The organism is Pseudomonas protegens, from assembly GCF_003732485.1.
Classification (GTDB): Bacteria; Pseudomonadota; Gammaproteobacteria; order Pseudomonadales; family Pseudomonadaceae; genus Aquipseudomonas; species Aquipseudomonas protegens_B.
The window spans coordinates 72398-74171 of sequence record NZ_MOAK01000030.1 but is presented as its reverse complement, the minus strand read 5'-3'; the positions used below and the strand labels follow the sequence as shown (position 1 = coordinate 74171).

1 protein-coding gene is annotated in these 1774 nt (G+C 61.9%); it reads right to left on the bottom strand.

Features of this window, described 5'->3' with window-relative positions:
• Positions 1–1770: flagellar hook-associated protein FlgK (gene flgK / locus BLX41_RS04505; RefSeq protein WP_259744405.1), on the bottom strand; the 1770-nt coding region annotated here is incomplete at its 3' end.
• Positions 1771–1774: the final 4 nt, after the last annotated feature.

Here is a 1774-nt window from a genome sequence, read left to right as displayed (position 1 = left end):
CTGCTTGGTCTGCAGACCCGACAGCGCCAGGCCGTTGCGGTTATCGGAAGAGCCGGCGCCATTCACCGAAACGTTCATGTTGTCGCCGGCATTGGGCGAACCGGCAACGGTCATCTGCACCGTGAAGGTCTTGGTCACGGGTGGCGTGCCGCCGTCGGTGATCGGGTTGCCGCTGGCATCGAGCATCTTGACCTGCAGGTTCAGGACATTGCTCTGCCCCGGCACGATAGAGCCACTGCCCATCTTGACGCCCTTGGCGTCGAAGTAATCGTAGGTCTGGCTGCCGCCGGACGCCGCATTGAACACCACCTTGACCGGGCCGGAGTTCTTGATGGCGGTCTGCATTTCCAGCTTGCTGGCTGCATCGTAGTTGTTGATCGGCACCGCCAGGGACGGCTGCGCAGAGATGCTCAGGGAGCTCTTGACCCCGGCACCGATCTCGGCCTTCAACGGCGCAGCCAGAGCCAGGCGCTTGGCGTCGGTCATTTCCGTCTGGATGGTGGCTGCGGCATTGCGGGTCGGGATGATCTTGAAGCTGTCACCCGCGGCCACCGTGCCATTGAGCTTCAGCGAGAAGCCGTCGATCACGGGCGCCGGGTTGGTCGTGCTGAAGGTGCCCATGTCCTTGCCGTCGGAACGCTTGACGCTGTAGTCCGTGGCGCTGCTGAAGGTCACGGTGTAGTCACCGGTGCCCAGCTTGCCGGTGTCCTTGATGCTCACATCGAAGTTGCCCGAGCCCGCGCTGTTGGCGGCGCTGGCCATACTGCGCTGGCTGATCATCCGCAGGCTGTTGATGTCGTTGAACAGGTTGCCGCCGAACTCACCGTTCTTGTCGATGCCCTGGGCCATCTGGCTGTTCATCTGGTCGGCAACCACCAGGGCCACGCGCCCCAGTTCATTCATTGCCGGGTCCAGCACTTCACTGCGATAGCGCAACAGACCGCCAATCTCGCCACCGGTGGTGACGTTGGTGATGTCCACGGTGCTGGTGCCGCGATTGAGCTGCAGCATGGAGCGCGTCGGGTCGTTCTTGCCTTGCACCACTTCCAGGGTGTTGGCGGAGTTGCCCATTACCAGCGGCTGGCCACTGCCCAGGTACAGGTCGAGGCTGGAGCCACGCTCCGACACCTGCACGCCGATAAAGGTAGACAGCTGGCGCACGGTTTCATTACGGGCGTCCAACAGGTCGTTGGGCATGCCGTTGCCGTTGGTCGAGAGTTCGGAAATCTTCTGGTTGAGCTGGGCGACGGTATTGGCCAGATTGTTGACCTGTTCGGCCATGCTCGCCATGTTGCCGTTGAGGTTGCTGTTCTGTTCGTTGAGCTGGCTGGACACCGAGTTGAAACGGTTGCTCAAGGCCTGGGTGTCGCTGAGCAGCAACTGCCGGGAGGCCTCGTCGGTAGGCTTGGCGTTGAGGTTCTGCAACGAGGCGAAGAACTTGGTCAGGGCACCGTTCATGCCGGTACCGTTGTCCGACAGCAACTGGTCGATCGGGCTGATCTGGCTCTGGTAGGCCGCGACGTCACTGTTCAGGGACGTGGCGGTACGCAACTGGGCATCGAGGAAACTGTTGTACACCCGGCGCACGTCCGCCAGGGTGGTACCGGTGCCGATGAAGACATTGCCGAATTGAGCGGAGGCCTTGGTGCCCTGCACGGTCTGCTGGCGCGAGTACCCGGCGGTGTCGGCGTTGGCAATGTTGTTACCCGTGGTCATCAACGACGTTTGGCTGGTCGCCAGCCCCGACATCCCGATATTGAGCAAACTCATGATT